The organism is Silvania confinis, assembly GCF_025564085.1.
Lineage (GTDB): Bacteria > Pseudomonadota > Gammaproteobacteria > Enterobacterales > Enterobacteriaceae > Enterobacter > Enterobacter confinis.
The window spans coordinates 142,743-164,268 of sequence record NZ_JAMGZJ010000074.1 but is presented as its reverse complement, the minus strand read 5'-3'; the positions used below and the strand labels follow the sequence as shown (position 1 = coordinate 164,268).

Below are 21,526 nucleotides of genomic sequence, written 5' to 3'. Positions count from 1 at the left end.
ATTGGCCCGTCAAAGAGGAATTTCATCGTTGTTATTATGCCGGAGGAGACCCCCGGTTGAGCCGATTGTCGCTCAAAGTGACCATCACTGCCAACACTATTGCGCAAGATGGTGCTATTTTTTAGCCACTCCACAGGCGTATGCTTAGGGCGTTTATTGTCTGTGCGAAGAAGGATTGCGATGACTCCCGCCGTTAAATTACTCGAAAAAAACAAGATTTCTTTCCGGATCCACACCTACGACCACGATCCCAGCGAAACGAATTTTGGTGATGAAGTGGTGCGCAAGTTAGGGCTGAATGCCGATCAGGTTTATAAAACGCTGCTGGTTGCGGTGAATGGTGACATGAAACACCTCGCCGTGGCGGTGACGCCGGTGGCCGGTCAACTGGATTTGAAGAAAGTGGCGAAAGCGCTGGGCGCGAAAAAAGTGGATATGGCCGACCCGATGGTGGCGCAACGCACAACGGGCTATCTGGTCGGCGGTATCAGTCCGCTGGGGCAGAAAAAGCGCCTGCCGACGCTGATTGATGCGCCCTCTCAGACCTTTGACACTATTTTTATTTCGGGTGGCAAGCGCGGGCTGGATATTGAACTGGCGGCCAGCGATCTGGCCAAAATGTTGGACGCGCAGTTTGCGGATATTGCGCGCCGGGAGTAAGGCATTACCGGAGCCCGGGTTGCCAGGGCGGCGGCGATTGAGCCGCCATGGCACGTTCACCGGTTCGGTCATTCCAGAGAAGCAAGGAACATAAAGTGAACGGAACCCCCACCGAAGCCGCATGCTCCTCCTCACCCCATCCCTCTCCCTGGATGGAGAGGGAGCCGACCGTGCCCATTTTTTTGTAGGGTTCCCTCAGCCCGGTGGGAAAGGGTGAGGGCAACAGGTCACACAACCCTGTAGCCGCCACCCGGCACTAACAAAGGTTACTGCCAGCTCACTTCACCTTTCGGCTCATACGCATTAACATCCAGCGGAGAGTTCTGCTGGACGTATTGCTTCAGCACTTCGGCATCGATAAAGCCGGTATTAACATAGCCCGGTTTGTCATCCAGATGCGGATAACCATCCCCGCCGGTGGCGTTAAAGCTTAAGGTCGCCATGCGGTAAGTTTTGGCCGGATCAACCGGTTCCCCTTTGATTTTCAGGTCGTTGAGGACGCCCTCTTTTGCCACGAAGCTGACGTTGGCAAACTGCGGATAGGCACCAGAATCCGGTTTCATCTTCGCGACCGCCGTCAGGTAATCACTCACCTCTTTGCCGCTCATGTCGGCATACACCACCACGTTGCCGAACGGTTGTACCTTCAGCACATCTTTATAGGTAATATCCCCGCCCTCGATGGAGTCGCGGATCCCGCCGCCACTCATCACCGCAAAATCAGCATTCGTACGCGCCATTTGTGCGGCCAGCAGCAGGTGGCCCATATTGGTCTGCACAAAGCGCACTTTACTGCGATCGCCTTCCAGCCTGCCGGTCAGCGTGCCAATCTTCACATCCAGCTGCGCTTTGCCTTTATTCTGGAACGGCGACAGCAGGGACAGCATCTGCGGGTTCTCGGCGATTTCCGGGGTATAGAGCACGCGCTCACTCTGCCCGTTGTCGTAGGTCACTTTCTTCTTCAGGTTGACTGGGATCAGCTGGTAATTCACCAGCTTCATTTCGCCGTTACGGAATTCGAAATCGGCGCGGCCGACGTATTTGCCCCACTCATGCGCCTGCACAATCCAGATCCCGTTCTGCTTGTCCGGTGCGCAAGGGGTGCCCGGCACGTAATCCGCCTGCTTTTTATTTTCCGACGCCATGCACACCGGATCCTGTGAGTGACCGCCCACAATCATTGCCAGCGCACCCGCTGGCAGACTGCGAGCCATCTCGACATCGCCAGGCGCGTTCGAACCATGGTCGCCATTATCGTAATGGCCCATATGGGTGGTGGCGATGATCACATCCGGCTTTTCATTCTGCTGCAATTCCTGAATCACCAGCTTCGCTTCATCGGCCGGTTTGCGGAATTCGATATCGGTAAAATATTCCGGGTTGCCGATTTTGGCTGTGTCATCGGTGGTCAGCCCCACCACTGCAATTTTAATATCCTGTCGTTTAAAAATGGCCCACGGCTTAAATAAGCGTTCGCCCGTGCTTTTCTGGTAAATATTGGCGGAAAGGAACGGGAATTTGGCCCACTTTTCCTGCTGGCGTAATACGGTCAGCGGATTATCAAACTCATGGTTACCGACGGCCATCGCATCGTAGCCAATCAGGTTCATGCCGCGAAAATCGGGTTCGGCATCCTGCAGATCGGACTCCGGGACGCCGGTATTAATATCGCCTCCGGAAAGTAACAGCACGCTGCCGCCTTTTGCTGCAACCTCTTTACGGATCCCGTCCACCAGCGTTTTCTGCGCCGAGAGGCCATACTCGCCGTACTCGCTGCGCCAGAAGTGACCGTGATGATCGTTAGTATGCAAAATGGTGATGTTATAGGTTTTATCTTGTTCCCAGGCTTGTGCCGGCAGGCTGAGCAGCCCACAGGCCGCTATTATTGCCAGCGCAACGCCTCGCTTCATTAACTTCATCTCTTCTCTCCCTGACTCATCGACAAACGCAAAAATTACAATGAGTAACCAGAATAGACAAATATCTTTTCAGAATTGCGACTTTCCTCAAATCTCGGGGACAGGTATGTTAGTCGGATAATAATTACACCCTGCACTTCCAATAACAATTAACGTGGTATTTATGGCAATCAGTGAATCTACTCCCCCGGTGTCGGCTGCGAAGTCGCGCACCTCATTTGGTATTCTCGGCGCGATCAGTCTTTCGCATCTGCTTAACGATATGATCCAGTCGCTGATTCTGGCGATCTACCCGCTGCTGCAGTCAGAATTCTCACTGACCTTTGTACAGATCGGCATGATCACCCTCACTTTCCAGCTGGCGTCGTCATTACTTCAGCCGGTGGTCGGCTACTGGACGGATAAATATCCGATGCCGTGGTCACTCCCGATTGGCATGTGTTTTACCCTCAGCGGGCTGATCCTTCTGGCGATGGCGGGAAGCTTTGAAGGGGTGCTGGTGGCGGCGGCGCTGGTCGGTACCGGTTCATCTGTCTTCCACCCGGAATCGTCCCGCGTGGCGAGAATGGCGTCCGGCGGCCGTCACGGGCTGGCGCAATCCCTGTTCCAGGTGGGCGGTAACTTCGGCAGTTCCCTCGGTCCGCTGCTGGCGGCGGTGGTTATCGCCCCGTACGGCAAAGGTAACGTCGCCTGGTTTGTACTGGCTGCACTGCTGGCGATTGTGGTGCTGGCGCAAATCAGCCGCTGGTATGCCGCGCAGCACCGGGTGAATAAAGGCAAACCCCAGGCCCCGGTTATCAATCCGCTGCCGCGCAACAAGGTGATCTTGGCCGTTAGCATCCTGTTAATGCTCATTTTCTCCAAATACTTCTATATGGCGAGCATCAGCAGCTATTACACCTTTTATCTGATGGAAAAATTCGGATTATCGGTACAAAATGCCCAGTTTCATCTGTTTGCGTTCCTGTTTGCCGTTGCCGCCGGGACGTTTATTGGCGGGCCTTTGGGCGATAAGATTGGGCGTAAATATGTAATTTGGGGCTCTATCCTCGGTGTAGCGCCCTTCACGCTGCTTTTACCCTATGCAACCCTATGGTGGACGGGGGTTTTAACCGTGATCATTGGTTTTATCCTCGCGTCGGCGTTTTCTGCCATCCTGGTGTACGCCCAGGAGCTGTTACCGGGGCGTATCGGCATGGTTTCCGGGCTGTTTTTCGGTTTCGCCTTCGGCATGGGTGGGCTGGGAGCTGCGGTGTTAGGGCTGGTTGCGGACCATACCAGTATCTTTTTGGTCTACAAAATCTGCGCTTTCCTGCCACTTCTGGGGATGTTGACCATATTCCTGCCTGATAACCGGCATAAAGCCTGATTTATCCGCGGCCAAAGTCTGACTTTGGCCGCAGCCTTTCCTTCTGCCATAAGCCTTACCTGACCCCCTTCCTGAAAAATCGTCCTGTTCTCCTTCCGTTTAACGCTTATTGCTGTTTTCTTCAAAATTCAACAATTATTCATAAACATAATCATTAGATTTGTCATAAACTATTACTCGGCTTTTTGGTTTTATAACCAAAACGGATCAACACAGCAGCGAAAGGAGACGGAATGCATCACGCCACACCGCTTATCACCACCATTGTCGGTGGACTTGTTCTCGCCTTTATACTCGGCATGCTTGCCAACAAACTGCGTATTTCCCCTCTGGTGGGCTATTTATTAGCGGGTGTGCTGGCCGGTCCGTTTACCCCGGGTTTCGTTGCTGATACCAAACTTGCCCCTGAACTGGCGGAACTTGGCGTGATCCTGCTGATGTTCGGCGTCGGTTTGCATTTCTCCCTGAAGGATTTGATGGCGGTAAAGGCCATCGCCATTCCCGGTGCCATCGCCCAGATAGCTGTGGCGACGTTACTGGGTATGGCGCTTTCCTCCATGCTGGGCTGGCCGCTGATGACCGGCATTGTGTTCGGGCTGTGTCTCTCCACCGCCAGTACCGTGGTGCTGCTGCGCGCGCTTGAAGAGCGGCAACTGATAGACAGCCAGCGCGGGCAGATTGCCATTGGCTGGCTGATTGTCGAAGACCTGGTGATGGTGCTCACCCTGGTATTGCTGCCCGCTATCGCCGGTATGCTCGAAAAAGACAACGTCGGCTTTGCCACGCTGGCGCTGGATATGGGCATTACAATCGGCAAGGTGGTGGCGTTTATCGCCATTATGATGCTGGTTGGTCGTCGCCTGGTGCCGTGGATCCTCTCCCGTAGCGCGGCTACCGGTTCGCGCGAGCTGTTTACCCTTGCGGTGCTGGCCCTGGCGCTGGGCATCGCCTTTGGCGCTGTCGAACTGTTTGATGTTTCCTTTGCCCTGGGTGCCTTCTTTGCCGGGATGGTGCTGAACGAATCTGAGCTTAGCCACCGTGCCGCGCACGATACCCTGCCGCTGCGCGACGCTTTTGCGGTGCTGTTCTTTGTCTCCGTCGGGATGCTGTTCGATCCGCTGGTGCTGATTGACCAACCGCTGGCCGTGCTCGGTACGTTGGCGATCATCATTTTTGGTAAGTCCGTTGCGGCCTTTTTCCTGGTGCGTATGTTCGGCCACTCGCCGCGTACCGCGCTGACCATCGCCGCCAGCCTCGCCCAGATTGGTGAATTTGCCTTTATCCTCGCCGGACTGGGGATGGCGCTGAACCTGCTGCCGCAGGCGGGACAAAACCTGGTGCTGGCGGGGGCGATCCTCTCAATTATGCTCAATCCGGTGCTGTTCGCGCTGCTGGAGAAATACCTCGATAAAACTGAAACCCTCGAAGAGCAGACTCTGGAAGAGGCGATCGAGGAAGAGAAGCAGATCCCGGTGGATATTTGCAACCATGCGCTGCTCGTCGGGTTTGGCCGCGTCGGTAGCCTGCTGGGTGAGAAGCTCATGGCGCAGGGCATTCCGCTGGTCGTCATTGAAACGTCCCGCACCCGCGTGGACGAGCTGCGTGAGCGCGGCGTGCGCGCGGTGCTGGGTAACGCGGCAAATGAAGAGATTATGGATCTGGCGCACCTCAACTGCGCGCGCTGGCTGCTGCTGACCATCCCCAACGGCTATGAAGCCGGTGAGATTGTGGTTTCAGCCCGCGAAAGATTCCCGCACCTGGAGATTATCGCCCGGGCGCATTATGACGATGAAGTGGAATACATTATTGAGCGCGGTGCCAATCAGGTGGTGATGGGCGAGCGCGAAATTGCTAATACGATGCTGTCGCTGCTGGAGAAACCGCCGGTAGAAGAGGCAGTAACGGGGTAAATTTCTGCGGCCAGATGCCCTTACCCTGGCCCTGGCCCTGGCCCTGGCCCTCTCCCACGGGGAGAGGGAATAAACACTAAAAACGACAACCAGAGGTTGTCGTTTTGCTTTTACCTCTCCCAGTACGACTCTTCCAGGCTATCTTCCCTTTCCGGCAGACCACGCGTTAAGCGCGGTGAATGCTGGTTCAGCACCTGATAACTCACGCGGTTAGCATACTTGCACACCTGCGCCAGCGACGAGTAGGTCAACCAGGTATAGGCGTGTTTGCTGGAATTGGGCACGTTGGTGCGGTGGAATGCATTAGCAGTAATATCGTGCAGCAATGCCGCCAACGCGCCGTCGCCTGCGCCGTTGGTGTTCATGATCTTCTCTGGCCCACCCATATACGGGGCGATGTGAGAGAAGATGCGCAGCGGGTTCTGACAATCTTTGTGGCGCATCGCGCGGCTGAACTCAAACTGGTTGAACTCGGCGATGGCCCCCGGCAGAAGCGGATGCTGGGTTTTACGTTTGGAGCCTTCTTCGGTAAAGCCCGCCATATATAAGCCTACCGGCCCGGCGGTGCACAGTACCAGATCAACCCAGTCCAGCGCTTTATCAGAGGCCAGCAGCGGATCGCTCTCCCCGGTCAGGGCTTCGGCCTCTTCTTCGTTCATCGCCAGAATCGAGACGTGCTCTTTCAGGAATGCCTGCCACCACTCGGGGTTATCGGCGATCACGAATTTCGTTCCCAGCGTCAGCACCACCGGCACGTTGTATTTCTTCGCGTACTCCACCGCCTTCATGGTCGCTTCTGGCATCGGCTCGCCCGGCTTACAGCGCACCAGATAGGAAGTCAGCACCAGCGCAGAGGCCCCGGCAATCACCTCTTCCGGAATGCTCTCGGCGCGCAGCTTGTTCATGTGGCCAGGGCTGATGGCGAAGGTACGCTCGCCGGAATCGCTGATCAGCGTAAAGCAGCGGCCAATCGCCCCGTCTACGCCCTGCAGGTAGTTCAGATCCGTACGGCTGGAGGTGTTGCACAGATAACGGTAGGCATAACCGCCAATTTCGATGTTGCTGCACATGACGCCCAGCAGCACCGAGCGGTCATCCGCCAGTACAGAGTAGTTGTGCATGGTGTTACCGATGGTGCCACCGGCAAACTGATGGGTGATCAGGCTGTCACGCACCAGCTCCTGATACAGCGCTTCCGCCACATCATCTTCAATCACCAGAGAGTGCCCGGCGCTCAGGCCATAACGTGCGACAAACGCATCGTCCACTTTTGCTTCAATATCCACCAGCGTCTGATCGATACCCACCACCCAGGCGGCGTTGGACTCATTCTCCGGCTGAATTTGTTGCAACAGCGGATCGCGGGCGTTAACGGGAAAGTAGTGTTTAGACTTGCGTTTACCGGGAAATTTCATGTTCTGGGCTACGAGTAACGGATGGGCCGGAAATGGTAGCACAAACCCGGCCCGGAGTGCGATTAGCGGCTGTTGGTCACCAGCGACACCATCATCTCGATATGTTCAGGATCGTCGTTCAGGGCCGGAATGTACTCATACTTTGTCCCGCCTGCTTCAAGGAAGAATTCCCGGTTTTGCACCGCAATCTCTTCCAGCGTTTCCAGACAGTCTGCCGCAAATCCTGGCGACATCACCTGGATATGCTTCACGCCCTTCTCGCCCAACATTTTGAGGGTTTCGTCGGTATAAGGGGTCAGCCACGGCTCACGGCCAAAGCGCGACTGGAAGGTCATCATGACCTTCTCAGGCGGCAGGCCCAGCGCGGAAACCAGCTCGCGGGTGGTATCGCGACAGCGCTGGGGATAGTCATCACCTTCATCGGCAAAGCGTTGCGGAATACCGTGATAGGAGAGCAGGAGCAGATCCGGCTCGCCGTGTTTCGCAAACGATGCGCGTGCGCTGCTGGCGAGGGCATTGATATACATGTCGTTATCCGCATAGTCGCGAATAAAGGTCACGCCTGGAATACTGCGGCGGGTCGCCAGAATGCGCCCCAACTCGTCCCAAACGGCGGCCACCGTGGAGCAGGAGTATTGCGGATAAAGCGCCAGTACCACGATGTGGTCAACACCCTGCGCCAGCAACTCATCAACGGCACTTCCCAGCGACGGTTTACCGTAGCTCATACCCAGCACGACGGGCGTATCCGGCAGTCGGGCAGCCAGCGCCTTCTCCTGACGACGGCTAAAGACCAGCAGCGGCGAGCCTTCGTCCATCCAGACCGACTGATACAGTTTTGCCACACGCGGAGAACGGATCGGCAGAATAACGCCACGCAGCAGGGGCCACCACAGCAGACGCGGCGTGTCCACAACGCGCGTGTCACTCAGAAACTGACGCAGATAACGGCTGACCGCTGCGGAGGTGGGGGCTTCGGGGGTACCTAAATTGGCAAGCAGGATGCCGGTTTTCGCCTGACTCATTCACGCCTCATAACCATTTGACTGGCTGATAATTGTATCTGAAAAGCGCGTAAACGGAACCAATTGCAGCGAAAGGGGAAATGAGAAATGTTCTCACCCGGAAAACCGGGTGAGAGAGGTGCGATTAGCCGAGGATTTTTTCCAGCTCTGCACGGACTTCAGCGACGGGCCTGGTGCCGTCGACTTTTGCGTACTGGGTGTTACCCGCCTGCGCTTCTTTCGAGTAGTAGCCGATCAGCGGCGCGGTCATCTGATGGTATTCCACCAGGCGCTTACGCACGGTCTCTTCCTGATCGTCTTTACGCGTGGACAGCTCGTCGCCGGTCACGTCGTCTTTACCTTCAACCTTCGGCGGGTTGAATTTGATGTGGTACACGCGGCCAGAAGCGGCGTGTACGCGACGACCAATGATGCGATCAACGATCAGCTCATCCGGTACGGCGAACTCCAGCACGTAATCAACGTTGATGCCGGCTTCTTTCATGGCGTCAGCCTGCGGAATAGTGCGCGGGAAGCCGTCCAACAGGAAACCGTTGCGGCAATCTTCCTGAGTAATGCGTTCTTTAACCAGTGCGATCACCAGCTCATCCGTCACCAGTTTGCCGGCGTCCATGATGTCTTTGGCCTGTTTGCCCAGCTCGGAGCCAGATTTAACAGCGGCACGCAGCATGTCACCCGTAGAGATTTGCGGAATACCGTATTTCTCCATGATGAACTGAGCCTGAGTTCCTTTACCCGCGCCCGGAGCGCCAAGCAGAATAATACGCATTGCGAAAATCCCCTCAAAAGTTGTTTCAATTTTTCAAAAGCGCTAAACAATACCATCAAGACGGAAATGGCTCAAGAAAGGTGGGGAGGCTGAAACGGTTAATGAGGGGAATATATTAGAAGGGGCGATTTGCAGCCCTCTCGCAAAGAGAGGGCTGACTGGAGTGATTACGCTAGCAGCAGCGCGTTAACGCGCTTAATAAACTGGTTTGGATCTTCCAGCGTGCCGCGCTCGGCCAGCAGGGATTGATCCAGCAGCAGCTCAACCCACTCGGCGAAGCGAGCGTCGTCGTCGGTTTCTGCCGCGCGTTTTACCAGGGCGTGATCCGGGTTCAGCTCAAAGATGTACTTCACTTCCGGTACGCTCTGGCCTGCAGCCGCGAACAGCTTCGCCATCTGGGTGCCCATTTCGTCAGAATCGGTGGTCACGATAGCGGGCGTGTCGGTCAGACGGTGGGTGAAACGCACCTCTTTCACGCGATCGCCCAGATGGGTTTTCACGCGCTCAACGAACGGCTCGAGGGCTTTTTCCGCTTCTTTCGCGGTTTCGTCCACTTCATCCGCCAGCTTGTCGATCGATTCATCCGCTTTCGCCACAGACTGGAATGACTTGCCGCTGAACTCGGTCAGGTAGTTCATCATCCACTCATCAATGCGATCGGAAAGCAGCAGCACTTCGATGCCTTTCTTACGCAGCAGTTCCAGATGCGGGCTGCTCTTCGCCGCAGCATAGCTGTCTGCGGTGATGTAGTAGATCTTCTCCTGCCCTTCTTTCATGCGGGCGATATAGTCTTCCAGCGACACGGTCTGCTCGGCAGAGTCGGTGTGCGTGGAGGCAAAGCGCAGCAGCTTAGCAATGGCTTCAACGTTGGCTGAATCCTCCGCCGGGCCCTCTTTCAGCGCCAGACCAAACTGTTTCCAGAAGGTCAGGTATTTTTCGGCGCTGTCTTTCGCCAGCTTATCCAGCATCTGCAGCGCACGTTTGCTCAGGGCAGTACGCAGATTGCGGGTAACCGTGCTGTCCTGCAGGATCTCACGGGAGACGTTCAGCGGCAGGTCGTTGGAATCTATCAGACCCCGCACAAAGCGCAGGTAGTTCGGCATGAACTGCTCGGCTTCGTCCATGATGAACACGCGCTGCACGTACAGCTTCAAGCCGTGCTTGTGATCGCGGTTCCACATGTCAAACGGTGCCTGTGCCGGGATGTACAGCAGGCTGGTGTACTCCTGCTTCCCTTCCACGCGGTTGTGGCTCCAGGTCAGCGGATCGGTAAAGTCGTGGGCAATGTGCTTATAGAACTCGTTGTACTCGTCGTCTTTAATTTCAGACTTGTTACGCGTCCACAGCGCCTGCGCCTTGTTGATTTTCTCCCAGGAGAGCACGGTTTCACCGTCCTGCTCTTCCTGCTTTTCAATCTCGACCGGCAGTGCGATATGGTCAGAATATTTGCTGATGATGGAGCGCACACGCCAGTCGTTGAGGAAATCGTCTTCCCCTTCGCGCAGGTGCAAGGTGATCTCGGTGCCGCGATCCGCTTTGGTGATGTCGGCAACGGTATATTCACCTTCACCGTGCGATTCCCAGAACACGCCGCTTTCAGCGTCTTCACCCGCAGCGCGGGTACGTACGGTGACTTTATCCGCCACGATGAACGCGGAGTAGAAGCCGACACCGAACTGGCCAATCAACTGGCTGTCTTTTGCCTGATCGGAACCCATAGATTGCAGGAACGCTTTGGTGCCGGATTTGGCGATAGTCCCGAGATGGTCAATGACCTCATCACGGGTCATCCCGATGCCGTTATCGGCGATGGTCAGGGTGCGGTTCTCTTTGTCAAAAGAGACGCGCACGCGCAACTCGCCGTCACCTTCGTACAGCTCTGGCTTCGAGAGCGCACGGAAACGCAGCTTATCCGCCGCATCGGAGGCGTTAGAGATAAGCTCACGCAGGAAGATTTCTTTATTGGAATAAAGAGAATGGATCATCAGGTGCAGAAGTTGTTTTACTTCTGACTGGAAACCGCGGGTTTCTTGTCCTTTCATACTAAGTCGACCTCAACAATGCCATTTAATGGGGTTTAAAAGCGTTGAGGGAGAGATGGGGATAAACAGGAAACTTTTCAAGCGGAGGCCACGAACGCAGCCTCCGTTTGTTCAGAAAATAAGCTTGTGACGCCCTGCCAACGAGTGCGACAGCGTGGTGCCGTCGACCATTTCCAGCTCGCCGCCGACCGGAACGCCATGCGCGATTCGGCTGGCAACGACGCCATACTGTGCACACAGCTCACCAATATAGTTGGCCGTCGCCTCCCCTTCTACCGTCGGGTTGGTGGCGAGGATCACCTCGGTGAGCGTCTCCGCTTCCAGACGCTGCTCCAGCCGGTCAAGACCGATGTCATCCGGGCCAATTCCGTCCAGCGGCGAAAGATGGCCCATCAGCACAAAATAGCGGCCAGAAAACTGCCCGGTCTGTTCGATGGCGTAGATGTCCGCGGGACTCTCCACCACGCAAATCTGACCGTTTTCCTGACGACGCGGATTGGCGCAGATGTTGCACACGTCCTGCTCGGTAAAAGTACGGCAATCGGCGCAGTGACCTATTTCCGACATGGCGCGAGTCAATGCCTGCGCCAGGCGCATTCCGCCGCTGCGATCGCGCTGCAACAGGGTAAACGCCATGCGCTGCGCCGACTTCGGACCCACGCCCGGCAGGCAGCGTAGCGCTTCCATTAGCTGCGTGAGCAGCGGACTGGTTTGCATCAGAACGGCATCTTAAAGCCCGGTGGCAGCTGCATTCCAGAGGATACAGACGCCATTTTCTCTTTTTGCGTTTCGTCGATACGACGTGCAGCATCGTTAAATGCCGCAGCAACCAGATCTTCCAGCATGTCTTTGTCGTCTTCGAACAAGCTTGGGTCGATCTCTACGCGACGGCAGTTATGCGCGCCGTTGATGGTCACTTTAACCAGACCTGCGCCCGATTCGCCAGTCACTTCCAGCTGCGCGATCTCTTCCTGCATCTTCTGCATCTTGTCTTGCATCTGCTGGGCCTGCTTCATCAGGTTACCCAGACCGCCTTTACCACCAAACATAGGCTTCTCTCTTCAGTCACGTTACAGACAACAACCGTAAGTCAGACTCACGATCAAATGGGGCGAATACTCTCTTCATCCAGATCTGCATCAAAATAACGCTGCAGGGTCTGAATGTTATTATCCGCGATAATGGACTCACGCGCCTGCGCGAGCTTCTCTTCATAGATGGCCTGACGCCACTCCAGCGGCGTTCGCACCGCCGGATTATCATCTTCAATGATAGTCAATTCAACCGGCGCACCCCGTAAGGTACCGAGTGCCTCGATCAGCACCTGCTGCGCGCTCGCCGAATTCAGGTGGCGCAGGCTCGACCGCAGATGCAGGCACAGCTGACTGCCCTGCTGCTCACACCAGGCGTTCAGCGCAACCTGTTCCACCAGCTTAGGAAGCTTAAGCTGGCTGACCTCAGCGGCCCAGGCGTCACGTTCCAGTGACTCTTCGGCAAGCTTAGCGGACAGCTCCGGTGTCTTCTCATGCTCCAGCGCTTTTTTCAGCGCCTTCGGCGTGGCAACTTCCACCTTGACCGCTTCGGTCGGAGCGGTGGATTTCCAGCGATACGCTTCTTTCTTCGCCGGAGGTTGTGATTCTGGAGTGCTTGTCGCAGCACGCGACTGAACGCGATCCGAGATCGATGCCAGACGTTCAAGCGCAGCGTTATTTACCGGCCGCGCTCTGCCTGGCGCTGCCGGTTCACTCTTTTTTGGCTTGGGGGCTCCCTGCGCACGCTGAAGCTGATTGCGGGCGGCGAGCACCTGGCTGGTGGCATCCGACAGCGGCACCTCGTGACGCGGCGGCGGCGGCGCACTCTGCTGCGCGGGCACCTGCGTTGGCGTCAACACAGCGGTAGGGGCCACCGGAGCGAATGACGGCGGTTGAACCTCTGGTTCAGGCAGCGGCATCCGCGGGTGGAACGCCAGCGCGCGCAGCAGGGCCATTTCAACGCCCATGCGGCGATCCGGTGCAAACGGCAGCTCTTTGCGGCCAATCAATAAGGTTTGATAGTAAAGCTGAACATCCGTTGGCGGAATGGTTCTCGCCAGTTCGCGCATCCGCTGTTCAATGGCGGCCATATCCGAGCCGAGGGCTGCCGGAGAGAGCTGGACCATCGCGATGCGGTGCAGCAGGCTGAGCATCTCGACCAGCAGGGCTTCCCACTCGATGCCGCGTGAGGCCGCAGCATCCACCAGAGTCATGACGCGTTCGCCATTAGCCTCGACCACGGCTTCAATCAGCGACAGCGCCTGATCGTCGTCCAGCGTGCCGAGCATGGTGCTCACCGCAAGCCTTGAAAGTACACCGTCACCGCTGGCAATCGCCTGATCGGTGAGGCTGAGCGCGTCGCGCAGGCTGCCGTCGGCCGCGCGGGCCAGCAGCTGCAGGGCACGCGGCTCGTGCGTCACCTGCTCTTCATCAAGAATATGCTCGAGCTGATCGCGGATCTGCCCGACGTCCAGTGCCTTCAGATGGAACTGCAGGCAGCGGGATAAAATGGTGACCGGCAGCTTTTGCGGATCGGTCGTCGCCAGCAGGAATTTAACGTGCGCGGGCGGCTCTTCCAGCGTTTTCAGCAGGGCGTTAAAGCTGTGACGGGACAGCATATGCACTTCGTCGATCAGATAGACCTTGAAGCGGCCGCGCGCCGGCGCGTACTGGACGTTATCCAGCAGATCGCGGGTATCTTCGACTTTGGTGCGCGAGGCGGCATCGATCTCAATCAGATCAACAAAGCGCCCCTGCTCGATTTCACGGCAGTTGTCACAAACGCCGCACGGCGTTGCGGTGATCCCGCTTTCGCAGTTAAGGCCTTTTGCCAGCAAACGGGCAATAGAGGTTTTACCGACGCCACGGGTGCCGGAAAAAAGATAAGCGTGATGGATACGTCCTAGCGATAAGCCGTTCGCCAGGGCGGTCAGCACATGTTCCTGGCCGACAACGTCAGCAAAGGTTTGAGGTCGCCATTTTCGGGCTAACACCTGATAACTCATGGGCGGGCTCTGCAACGCTGGAAGGTGGATAATCAGGGGGTAATGCTAACACAACCTCACCCGTTGGGCGAGGTTGTGGGAGGGGGATTAATGTCCCGGGAAAGGCACGAGGCTGTAGCTGGTGATGCCCTGTTTTTCCAGACGCTGTTCGCCGCCCAGATCGAACAGGTTAATGATGAAGGCCGCGTCGGTCACTTCACCACCGAGACGACGGATCAGCTTAACGGTGGCTTCGATGGTGCCGCCCGTTGCCAGCAGATCGTCAACCACCAGCACTTTATCGCTAGGCTGGATCGCATCGATGTGGATCTCCAGCTGATCGGTGCCGTATTCCAGTTCGTAGCTTTCAGCGATAGTTTCGCGCGGCAGTTTACGCGGCTTGCGCACCGGGACAAAACCGACGCCCATTGCCAGCGCGACCGGCGCGCCAAACAGGAAGCCACGTGCTTCGGTGCCAACCACTTTGGTGATCCCGGCATCCTTAAAACGCTCAACCAGCAGTTCAATGCTGAGAGCATAGGCTTTCGGGTCTTCCAGTAAGCTGGTGACATCGCGGAAAAGGATACCCGGCTTCGGATAATCCTGAATGCTTTTGATGCTGTTTTTAATATATTCAAGCTGCTGCGCAGTTGCGGTCATAAGTATATGCCTGATTAAAACGGTGTTGCTCACGGAGCGCATAACGGTAGGGTCAAGGTAACATTTGTTTAACCTTTAACCAGGGGCACCCGTGCTCGAAAACGGTCGAATTTACTGGCTGCGCGCGAGAATTGCAACAGCCATTCTACGGATTATGACTTTTGTTGCTTTTCATCAACGACCGGGATCCGCCACATGAAAATCAACAGACAACTCAGGATCCCCAGCAGCAGGATCCGCACCCACAGGATGTCGACCAGCCATAACGAGATGGCAAAGGTCACGAGGATCAGCGCAATAGCGCGCGGCTTGGCACCAGGCGGCATGGCCCGGTGCTGCTGCCAGTGGCGCAAATAGCCGCCAAACCACGAGCGATGCACCAGCCAGTGGTGAAAACGCGGCGACGAACGGGCAAAGCACCACGCCGCCAATAGAATGAAGGGCGTGGTCGGCAGAAGGGGCAAAACGACGCCCAACGTGCCAAGCACTACCGCAAGCCAGCCAATGATGATTAAAATAGTACGCTGCATAATGCGAATCGTTATCAAACTGAACGGCTACTGTACCACTGGAGAGCGGATTGAAAACAGCCTTGCTTTTACAGACGCTGCAAAATCAGCTGACGGATCTGCGCACGCAGGCCGCCCCGTTGATGCAGCACGCAACCCTGAAGCCGCGTTTTGACCGGCAGCTGTTCCGCACCCGCAGCACCGTCATGAAGGCGTATCTGGATGAAGCCCAGCACAATCTTGATGAACTGCGCCACGCGGTAGAAAAGGCGCAGACTGAGCAGGTTGTCTGGCTGGCGACCCATCTGGCTGAGCAAATTGCCGCCCTGCACCGGGAGATCGCTGCCTGGCCGCTACGTCTCTGGGACAGTCCCTCTGCGGGGTCGACAAAATGGCAACGCAAGCGCCTGGAGCACCAGGAATTTGAGCGTCGGCTATGTGAAATGAAAGATGAACGCCAGATGAAACTCGACCAGGCCGACACGCTGGAAGAGCAGCAGCGGCTGATGCGTGAAATTACCGCCCTCGACGGCCGTCTTGCACGCTGTCGCAAAGCGCTGGATGATATTGAACGCGTGATTGCGCGTCTGACCCGTTAAATGGAGAACATGATGTCACTGGAAAATGCCCCGGACGAGGTCAAACTGGCCGTCGATTTAATTATGCTGCTGGAAAGTCATGAACTGCCGATCGACACGGTGCTGAAAGCGCTGGAAATTGTGAAGCGGGATTTTGAGGGGAAATTACCCTCCCCCGATCAGGGAGAGGGTTAAAGAAAGTCTCACGCCGGGGTCGGATCGTCGCCCTTCACTTCACGTTTCACTTCCGTGTGCTCGTCGCCTTTCTCATTACGCAGATGAACTTCAAGCTGGTTGAAGGCGATATTGATGTTGTTCTCACGACACAGACGCTCAATAGTGCGGTTCAGTTCATCTACCGTGTAGCTGCGATCGCGCAGCTCACGCACGTACAGACGCAGTTCATGATCCAGTGTGCTCGGGCCGAACGTCGTGAAGAACACGGACGGTTCCGGATCGTGCATCACTTTCGGATGCTCACTGGCCGCCTGCAGCAGGATTTTTTTCACTTTATCCAGATCGGACCCGTAGGCCACGCCGAGACGGATCACCACGCGGGTGATGGTGTCGGAGAGCGACCAGTTGATCAGGCGTTCGGTCACGAACGCTTTGTTCGGGATGATCACCTCTTTACGATCGAAGTCAGTGATGGTGGTCGCACGGATACGGATCTTACTGACTGTCCCCGAGAAGGTCCCGATGGTCACGGTATCGCCAATGCGCACTGGACGTTCGAACAGAATAATCAGACCGGAGACAAAGTTACCGAAGATCTCCTGCAAGCCAAACCCGAGGCCGACCGACAACGCCGCGGCCAGCCACTGCAGTTTATCCCAGGCGACGCCGAGCGAACCGAAGACGATCATCGCGCCCGCTACCAGGATCACGTAGTTGAGGATAGTCGTAATGGCGTAAGAAGCCCCCTGGCGCATGTTCAGGCGCGAGAGCACCAGCACTTCCAGCAGGCCCGGTAAGTTGCGGATCAGCGCCCAGGCCACCATCGATGACACCAGCGCAAACAGCAGGCTGCCCATGGTTACGTTTTTCACCACCGCCACACCCGCTTCGGTGCTGTTGTAGTGCCACAGGGTAATGCTGTCGAGATAGGCAAACACAGTGATCAGATCGGACCAAATCGCCCAGAACAGCACGCCAAACAGGGCGACCATCACCAGCATGGTAATACGCAGCGTCTGCTGGTTAACCTGCTCCAGAGCGATAGTCGGTTCTTCCTGCGGCTCTGCGCCTTCAGCCCCCTCTTTCGCCATATTCTGCCGACGGGCCAGCGCACGACGGTAAGCAATACGGCGGGCCGCCACGCTCAGGCCGCGCAGCACGGTCTGGTACAGCAGGTTCCAGATGATCACCAGGTAGACGGTTTCAATCCAGCGGCCCGACAGGCGTAACGTGGTATAGAAATAGCCCGTTGCGGTCAGGATCATCAGCGCCAGTGGAATAATTGACAGGATAGTGACCGTTGCCAGGCGGATGGCGTGGGACTCTTTATCACGCCAGCTGTCGCGGCACATTGGCCACATCAGCACGCTTATCAACAGCAGGTTCAGCAGGATGACAATTTGCCCCAACACATCGTCCATCAGGTGCAGCGGGGAGAGTTCCGACACTACCGACCAGAAGTGCAGCGGTAACAGGGCCAGACTGACGCGCACAATCTGACGTCGCCAGTGGCTGGTCAGTTGGGCAGGCATATTGAAGTGGCTCACCGCCACGCCGTCTTTCTCGAGCACTTTCCAGCACAGGCCAAACACCAACCAGAACAGCGCCAGCTTCTTACTGAAGGCCCACAGCAGGTCGCTGATATTGAGCTGCATGGTCAGCAGGATAAGCCCCGCCGCCAGAATCAGCAGGCACACCGGTAAGGCGCGGATCAGATCGATAAGAATGGCTTTCGGGGTATGAAGCTGACTGTCGTTACGCAGTTGCCCCACTTCGTTCGCCAGCTTTTCCTGGTACTTTCTTAGCCAGCCGAGACGCCAGCGGATTAGGCCGGCAATCAGCAACAGCGGCAAACCGGCCAGGAAGGCAATCGCCACCGCCGGGCCAGCTTTTTCCCAGTTAACGGTGATTTTCATCGCATTAATCTGGTCTTTCAACATGCCCGGGAAGGATTTAATCCAGTCCCAGTCCATTGGTTTGTTGCTGTTTACCCAGAAGATTTGCTGGGTCAGGATCTCCTGCAAGCTTTTGGATACGCTCACCAGCTGCTGTTGGTTGATCTGTAAATTGATCGCCATCATCAGCTGGTTGCCAAGCTGTTTGTTCAGCTGATCCAGCAGCTCGCGGCGCATATCTACCACTTGCAACAGCGCGTCGTGGACTTCGTCATTGACCTCGCTGGTGTGCCCTTCTTCCACTTTGGCCACAAAAGCATCGCTCTGGAACATCGCATCGCGCTGCTGGTTAACCTCAAACTGCTCGAGACGCAAATCCGCAATGCGGTTAGTCATATCCTCCAGCTCATCGGCAGAAGGTAAGGTCTGCTGCTGTTGATAAAGGATACGCGACAGCAGCAGGCTGCCTTTCAGAACCGCGATTTGTTCTTTAATGTTGCGCTCGGACTGCAGGGCACGATCCAGCCAGTTTTTGACTTTGATATTCTGCTGAACCAGGGTGTTGCCGTTTTCGGTTGCCGAGATCAAACGCTGGCTAAGCTGGTGGTTAATATCCAGCTCTTGCTTCACCAGCGGATTTTCCTGAATGCGGGCGGTTTCGTCCGGGTTGATCGCCTCCTGAGCGGTTTTTTCCGTCAGGGTCAGGCGTTTGCTGTTCACCGCTTCCTGCAGCAGCTGGAGCTGGTGCTCAAGGCGGTTGATATTAGCGGTGACGTAATCGCGCTGTTTTTGCAGGGTATCCTGCAAGACGGTATTGCCTTCCAGGCTCTTACGCTGCTGTTCAATCTGGGCATTAAGCAGTAGCTGTTGAGTCAGCAGGAGCGTTTGCTGAGTCGGGCGCAATGCGGCTTCGCCCGCAGAGATGCCATTCAGACGGTTGCGGATCTGCTGTAGCTGTTGAGACGCAGTGTACATCGCGTTCTGCACACGTTCGGGCTGTGTTTGCAGAGAGACCAGCTGGCTATTATAGGTCGCCAGATCGCTTTGGGCGTTTTGCAGATCGTCCAGCAATTGCGTCACGCGCGATTCGAGCTGACGTAACGATAACGTCGCCAGCGTCTTGCGCGTTTCAACGTCGTTATCCACATCGCCAAGGGCGTTCAGGCTGTCAACGGCCTTACGCATAGCCTCGGGCGCCTGCGCGACTTTCTGGCGTAGCTGGGTGGTTTCGGCTTTGATTCGCTCAAGTTTATCGAGCGTTTCCAGCGTCTCCGTCAGGTCCTGCTGAATCAGCTTATCCTGAGGATTAAGTTCTTTTTGTTTGCTCAGCGCATCGAGCTGGGTTTGCACTTCTGCACGCGTTGGCGTGTCATTGGCATTTTCAGCACGGGCAAACGCGGCGGGTGCCGCCATAAAACTGAGAAAAAGGACAAAAAGAAAGGCAAATAAAGGCTGCTGTTTGCGTGTGTAGTACGACATAGTTATGAGTATTTTGTGTGATGAATGCCAAAGAGACCGGCGTGAAGAATATCACGGCGGTCAGGTGCAAAATAGCATCAACTGTTGGCTCCAGGATAATTCCTGGGCGATCAGGCAAGGGGGGAATCGGACGGCGCGCGCAGGGTTGGGCAGAGCTGATACATTTCGATCAGGATGGCGACATAGTCGCGGGCTTCACGCCGCAGATCGAACGACTGCGGGGCAAAAAGCCAGTTTTCCATAATGCCGGAGATATAGCTGCGCATCAGGATCGCCGCGCGGCGGGTGAGCAAATTGGCCGGTAGCATTTGGGCTTTAATACAGTGCATCAACGACTGTTCAATACGATCGTAACTTTCAAGACATAAACTGCGCTGTGCCTGTTGCACGATCGCCATCTCTCCGACAAACTCGCATTTGTGGAATATGATCTCCATCATCAGACGGCGGCGTTCTTCAATAACTGTCGCCTCAAGGATATAGACCAGTATTTCTCTCAGAACTGAGAGTGGATCGTCAGGGAATTTTGCCCGATACTCAGTCTCAAGATCCCCAAGACTGGATTCTGAAAGCTCCCAAATTTCACTAAATAAATCTGACTTATTTTTGAAATGCCAATAAATCGCACCGCGGGTCACGCCAGCAGCCTGTGCAATCTGCGCCAGCGAGGTAGAAGAAACACCCTGTTGAGAAAACAAGCGCATTGCAACATCAAGAATGTGCTGGCGTGTCTCAAGTGCTTGTTGTTTGGTTTTTCGTGCCATACGTTAGTGAATTTACGGGAGTCAGATTTACATACATTTATGAATGTATGTACCATAGCACGACCATAATATAACCGCAGCAATGGGTTTGTGGACTTTTGATCCATTGATCAATTTGAAATCGGAAATCGAGGTTTACATATGAACAAAAACAGAGGGTTAACGCCTCTGGCGATCGTTCTGATGCTCTCAGGCAGCTTAGCGCTTACAGGATGTGACGAGAAACAGGCTCAACAAGGAGCGCAGCAGGTGCCAGAAGTTGGTGTCGTGACGCTCAAAACCGAACCTCTCCAGATCAAGACAGAATTACCCGGCCGTACCAGCGCTTACCGCATTGCGGAAGTGCGTCCTCAGGTGAGTGGCATCATCCTGAAACGTAACTTCACCGAAGGTGGCGATGTTAAAGCGGGCGATTCCTTGTATCAGATTGATCCTGCAACCTACCAGGCCGCGTACGAAAGTGCGAAAGGCGATCTGGCGAAGGCCCAGGCTGCGGCAAAAATTGCTCAACTGACGGTTAACCGCTATCAAAAACTGTTGGGTACCCAGTACATCAGCCAACAAGAATACGATAGTGCTCAGGCGGACGCACAGCAGGCCAACGCTGCAGTCATCGCGGCAAAAGCAGCGGTTGAAACCGCACGTATTAACCTGGCCTACACCAAAGTGACTTCGCCGATTAGCGGTCGCATTGGTAAATCGTCCGTAACTGAAGGGGCGCTGGTGCAAAATGGCCAGACCAACGCGCTGGCAACCGTGCAGCAACTTGACCCGATCTATGTTGACGTGACCCAGTCCAGCAACGATTTCTTGCGTCTGAAACAGGAGCTGGAGAGCGGCACGCTGAAGCAGGAGAACGGTAAAGCGAAAGTGGAACTGGTGACCAGCGATGGTATTAAGTTCCCGCAAGCGGGTAGCCTTGAATTCTCCGACGTAACTGTCGATCAGACCACCGGGTCTATTACCTTACGCGCCATCTTCCCGAACCCGGATCATAAGCTGTTGCCAGGGATGTTTGTTCGCGCCAGCCTCGAAGAAGGGACCAACCCAACCGCACTGCTGGTACCTCAGCAGGGTGTCACCCGTACACCACGTGGTGATGCCAGTGCCATGGTGATCGGCGCTGAAGATAAAGTCGAAGTTCGCCAGATCACGGCAACGCAGGCGATTGGCGATAAATGGCTAGTGACCGACGGTTTGAAAGATGGCGATCGCGTCATCATTACGGGTTTACAAAAAGTTCGCCCGGGCGCCCAGGTCAAAGCGCAAGAGGTTACCTCTGACAACCAACAGCAAGCTTCTGCTAATGGTCAGTCAGAACAACCTAAGTCTTAACTTA

18 protein-coding genes and 1 other annotated feature are annotated in these 21,526 nt (G+C 55.7%); of the genes, 6 read left to right on the top strand and 12 right to left on the bottom strand.

Features of this window, described 5'->3' with window-relative positions; genetic code table 11:
• Positions 1 to 180 precede the first annotated feature (180 nt).
• Positions 181 to 660, top strand: a complete 480-nt coding sequence (gene ybaK, locus M8013_RS10655; protein WP_271267774.1) for a Cys-tRNA(Pro)/Cys-tRNA(Cys) deacylase YbaK — start codon at positions 181 to 183, stop codon at positions 658 to 660.
• Positions 661 to 926: 266 nt separating this feature from the next.
• Here the strand turns inward: ybaK and ushA are convergent, their stop codons facing one another.
• Complete coding sequence (gene ushA, locus M8013_RS10650; RefSeq protein WP_271267773.1) at positions 927 to 2,579, bottom strand: bifunctional UDP-sugar hydrolase/5'-nucleotidase UshA; 1,653 nt, start codon at positions 2,577 to 2,579, stop codon at positions 927 to 929.
• A 163-nt stretch (positions 2,580 to 2,742) separates the two neighbouring features.
• Here ushA and M8013_RS10645 point away from each other — a divergent pair, with 163 nt between their 5' ends.
• Complete coding sequence (locus tag M8013_RS10645) at positions 2,743 to 3,948, top strand: MFS transporter (RefSeq protein WP_271267772.1); 1,206 nt, start codon at positions 2,743 to 2,745, stop codon at positions 3,946 to 3,948.
• Between the two features lie 233 nt (positions 3,949 to 4,181).
• Positions 4,182 to 5,858, top strand: coding sequence for a YbaL family putative K(+) efflux transporter (ybaL, locus tag M8013_RS10640; RefSeq protein ID WP_271267771.1), 1,677 nt, complete (start codon positions 4,182 to 4,184; stop codon positions 5,856 to 5,858).
• A 110-nt stretch (positions 5,859 to 5,968) separates the two neighbouring features.
• Here the strand turns inward: ybaL and M8013_RS10635 are convergent, their stop codons facing one another.
• From M8013_RS10635 to M8013_RS10595, 9 genes are all read right to left on the bottom strand, one after another.
• A complete protein-coding gene (locus tag M8013_RS10635; RefSeq protein WP_271267770.1) occupies positions 5,969 to 7,273 on the bottom strand; it encodes an inosine/guanosine kinase in 1,305 nt (434 codons plus the stop codon).
• A 62-nt stretch (positions 7,274 to 7,335) separates the two neighbouring features.
• Positions 7,336 to 8,298 carry a ferrochelatase gene (gene hemH, locus M8013_RS10630; RefSeq protein ID WP_271267769.1) on the bottom strand — a complete coding sequence of 321 codons (963 nt, stop codon included), beginning with the start codon at positions 8,296 to 8,298 and terminating at the stop codon, positions 7,336 to 7,338.
• A gap of 124 nt (positions 8,299 to 8,422) precedes the next feature.
• The gene (gene adk / locus M8013_RS10625; RefSeq protein ID WP_271267768.1) at positions 8,423 to 9,067 is read right to left on the bottom strand and encodes an adenylate kinase; all 645 of its coding nucleotides are present in this window, start codon (positions 9,065 to 9,067) and stop codon (positions 8,423 to 8,425) included.
• Between the two features lie 167 nt (positions 9,068 to 9,234).
• Positions 9,235 to 11,109, bottom strand: a complete 1,875-nt coding sequence (gene htpG, locus M8013_RS10620; RefSeq protein ID WP_271267767.1) for a molecular chaperone HtpG — start codon at positions 11,107 to 11,109, stop codon at positions 9,235 to 9,237.
• A 111-nt stretch (positions 11,110 to 11,220) separates the two neighbouring features.
• Positions 11,221 to 11,826: a recombination mediator RecR gene (gene recR / locus M8013_RS10615; protein ID WP_271267766.1), complete on the bottom strand. Its 606-nt coding sequence runs from the start codon at positions 11,824 to 11,826 to the stop codon at positions 11,221 to 11,223.
• Positions 11,826 to 12,158 (bottom strand): YbaB/EbfC family nucleoid-associated protein, encoded by a 333-nt coding sequence (locus M8013_RS10610; protein WP_271267765.1) that lies wholly within the window; start codon positions 12,156 to 12,158, stop codon positions 11,826 to 11,828. Before M8013_RS10610 ends, recR begins: the two co-directional genes overlap by 1 nt.
• 53 nt (positions 12,159 to 12,211) lie before the next feature.
• Positions 12,212 to 14,146, bottom strand: coding sequence for a DNA polymerase III subunit gamma/tau (dnaX, locus tag M8013_RS10605; protein ID WP_271267764.1), 1,935 nt, complete (start codon positions 14,144 to 14,146; stop codon positions 12,212 to 12,214).
• Positions 12,818 to 12,882 (bottom strand) — a sequence feature (DnaX frameshifting element). (Overlaps the previous gene by 65 nt.)
• Positions 14,147 to 14,233: 87 nt before the next feature.
• Complete coding sequence (gene apt / locus M8013_RS10600; RefSeq protein WP_271267763.1) at positions 14,234 to 14,785, bottom strand: adenine phosphoribosyltransferase; 552 nt, start codon at positions 14,783 to 14,785, stop codon at positions 14,234 to 14,236.
• A 152-nt stretch (positions 14,786 to 14,937) separates the two neighbouring features.
• Positions 14,938 to 15,315: a DUF454 family protein gene (locus tag M8013_RS10595; protein ID WP_271267762.1), complete on the bottom strand. Its 378-nt coding sequence runs from the start codon at positions 15,313 to 15,315 to the stop codon at positions 14,938 to 14,940.
• Between the two features lie 50 nt (positions 15,316 to 15,365).
• On the opposite strand from M8013_RS10595, the gene priC reads away from it, so the two are divergent.
• Together priC and rsmS are read left to right on the top strand one after the other, a co-directional pair.
• On the top strand, positions 15,366 to 15,893 hold the full coding sequence (gene priC, locus M8013_RS10590; protein ID WP_271267761.1) for a primosomal replication protein N'': 528 nt from the start codon (positions 15,366 to 15,368) through the stop codon (positions 15,891 to 15,893).
• A 12-nt stretch (positions 15,894 to 15,905) separates the two neighbouring features.
• On the top strand, positions 15,906 to 16,067 hold the full coding sequence (gene rsmS / locus M8013_RS10585; protein WP_271267850.1) for a pleiotropic regulatory protein RsmS: 162 nt from the start codon (positions 15,906 to 15,908) through the stop codon (positions 16,065 to 16,067).
• An 8-nt stretch (positions 16,068 to 16,075) separates the two neighbouring features.
• Here rsmS and mscK read toward each other — a convergent pair whose 3' ends face one another.
• Positions 16,076 to 19,423, bottom strand: a complete 3,348-nt coding sequence (mscK, locus tag M8013_RS10580; RefSeq protein ID WP_271267760.1) for a mechanosensitive channel MscK — start codon at positions 19,421 to 19,423, stop codon at positions 16,076 to 16,078.
• A gap of 110 nt (positions 19,424 to 19,533) precedes the next feature.
• Positions 19,534 to 20,187, bottom strand: a complete 654-nt coding sequence (gene acrR, locus M8013_RS10575) for a multidrug efflux transporter transcriptional repressor AcrR (protein WP_271267759.1) — start codon at positions 20,185 to 20,187, stop codon at positions 19,534 to 19,536.
• A gap of 141 nt (positions 20,188 to 20,328) precedes the next feature.
• On the opposite strand from acrR, the gene acrA reads away from it, so the two are divergent.
• Positions 20,329 to 21,522 carry a multidrug efflux RND transporter periplasmic adaptor subunit AcrA gene (gene acrA / locus M8013_RS10570; RefSeq protein WP_271267758.1) on the top strand — a complete coding sequence of 398 codons (1,194 nt, stop codon included), beginning with the start codon at positions 20,329 to 20,331 and terminating at the stop codon, positions 21,520 to 21,522.
• Positions 21,523 to 21,526: the final 4 nt, after the last annotated feature.

Bases quoted from the DNA above. Each gene is read 5' to 3' on its own strand.
- M8013_RS10610 (WP_271267765.1), bottom strand. From the start codon at position 12,158: ATGTTTGGTGGTAAAGGCGGTCTGGGTAACCTGATGAAGCAGGCCCAG.
- M8013_RS10645 (WP_271267772.1), top strand. From the start codon at position 2,743: ATGGCAATCAGTGAATCTACTCCCCCGGTGTCGGCTGCGAAGTCGCGC.
- M8013_RS10595 (WP_271267762.1), bottom strand. From the start codon at position 15,315: ATGCAGCGTACTATTTTAATCATCATTGGCTGGCTTGCGGTAGTGCTT.
- dnaX (WP_271267764.1), bottom strand. From the start codon at position 14,146: ATGAGTTATCAGGTGTTAGCCCGAAAATGGCGACCTCAAACCTTTGCT.
- rsmS (WP_271267850.1), top strand. From the start codon at position 15,906: ATGTCACTGGAAAATGCCCCGGACGAGGTCAAACTGGCCGTCGATTTA.
- ushA (WP_271267773.1), bottom strand. From the start codon at position 2,579: ATGAAGTTAATGAAGCGAGGCGTTGCGCTGGCAATAATAGCGGCCTGT.
- htpG (WP_271267767.1), bottom strand. From the start codon at position 11,109: ATGAAAGGACAAGAAACCCGCGGTTTCCAGTCAGAAGTAAAACAACTT.
- apt (WP_271267763.1), bottom strand. From the start codon at position 14,785: ATGACCGCAACTGCGCAGCAGCTTGAATATATTAAAAACAGCATCAAA.
- M8013_RS10635 (WP_271267770.1), bottom strand. From the start codon at position 7,273: ATGAAATTTCCCGGTAAACGCAAGTCTAAACACTACTTTCCCGTTAAC.
- adk (WP_271267768.1), bottom strand. From the start codon at position 9,067: ATGCGTATTATTCTGCTTGGCGCTCCGGGCGCGGGTAAAGGAACTCAG.
- mscK (WP_271267760.1), bottom strand. From the start codon at position 19,423: ATGTCGTACTACACACGCAAACAGCAGCCTTTATTTGCCTTTCTTTTT.
- acrA (WP_271267758.1), top strand. From the start codon at position 20,329: ATGAACAAAAACAGAGGGTTAACGCCTCTGGCGATCGTTCTGATGCTC.
- hemH (WP_271267769.1), bottom strand. From the start codon at position 8,298: ATGAGTCAGGCGAAAACCGGCATCCTGCTTGCCAATTTAGGTACCCCC.
- recR (WP_271267766.1), bottom strand. From the start codon at position 11,826: ATGCAAACCAGTCCGCTGCTCACGCAGCTAATGGAAGCGCTACGCTGC.
- ybaK (WP_271267774.1), top strand. From the start codon at position 181: ATGACTCCCGCCGTTAAATTACTCGAAAAAAACAAGATTTCTTTCCGG.
- ybaL (WP_271267771.1), top strand. From the start codon at position 4,182: ATGCATCACGCCACACCGCTTATCACCACCATTGTCGGTGGACTTGTT.
- acrR (WP_271267759.1), bottom strand. From the start codon at position 20,187: ATGGCACGAAAAACCAAACAACAAGCACTTGAGACACGCCAGCACATT.